Source organism: Streptomyces abikoensis, from assembly GCF_014648775.1.
In the GTDB taxonomy this organism is placed as follows: Bacteria; Actinomycetota; Actinomycetes; order Streptomycetales; family Streptomycetaceae; genus Streptomyces; species Streptomyces abikoensis.
The window spans coordinates 1-891 of the sequence record NZ_BMRT01000029.1; the positions used below are offsets into that span (position 1 = coordinate 1).

Annotated in this window: 1 protein-coding gene; it reads right to left on the reverse strand. The window is 70.7% G+C overall.

The window, feature by feature from the left end; all coding sequences use genetic code 11:
• Positions 1 to 891: ATP-binding protein (locus IE096_RS31085; RefSeq protein WP_189457485.1), on the reverse strand; the 891-nt coding region annotated here is incomplete at both ends.

Here is an 891-nt window from a genome sequence, read left to right on the forward strand (position 1 = left end):
CGCCGTCGGCGATCCGGAACATCTCCCGCACCAGGTCGATCCCCGTGACCTCCTCGGTCACCGGGTGCTCCACCTGCAGACGCGTGTTCACCTCCAGGAAGGAGATCGTCCCGTCCGCACCGACCAGGAACTCCACCGTCCCCGCACCGACGTAGCCGGCCTCCTTCAGGATCGCCTTGGAAGCGGCGTAGAGCTGGGCGTTCTGCTCGTCGGACAGGAACGGCGCCGGGGCCTCCTCCACCAGCTTCTGGTGGCGGCGCTGCAGCGAGCAGTCACGCGTCGAGACCACGACGACGTTGCCGTGCTGGTCCGCCAGGCACTGGGTCTCCACATGCCTCGGCTTGTCGAGGTAGCGCTCGACGAAGCACTCGCCCCGCCCGAACGCCGCGACCGCCTCACGCACCGCCGAGTCATACAGCTCGGGGACTTCCTCCAGGGTGCGGGCGACCTTCAGACCACGCCCACCGCCACCGAACGCCGCCTTGATCGCGATCGGCAGACCATGCTCCCGCGCGAACGCCACGACCTCCCCCGCCCCCGAGACCGGGTCGGGAGTACCCGCCACGAGAGGGGCACCGGCACGCTGGGCGATATGCCGCGCCGCGACCTTGTCCCCCAGATCCCGGATCGCCTGCGGCGGCGGGCCGATCCAGGTCAGGCCGGCGTCCAGGACGGCCTGGGCGAACTCGGCGTTCTCGGAGAGGAACCCGTACCCCGGGTGCACCGCGTCCGCACCCGACTCCGCCGCGGCGGCCAGGACCTTGGCCATGTCCAGATAACTGGTCGCCGGGGTCTCACCACCCAGCGCGTACGCCTCGTCGGCCGCCCGGACATGCAACGCGTCACGATCCGGATCGGCATAGACCGCCACACTGGCGATCCCCGCGTCCC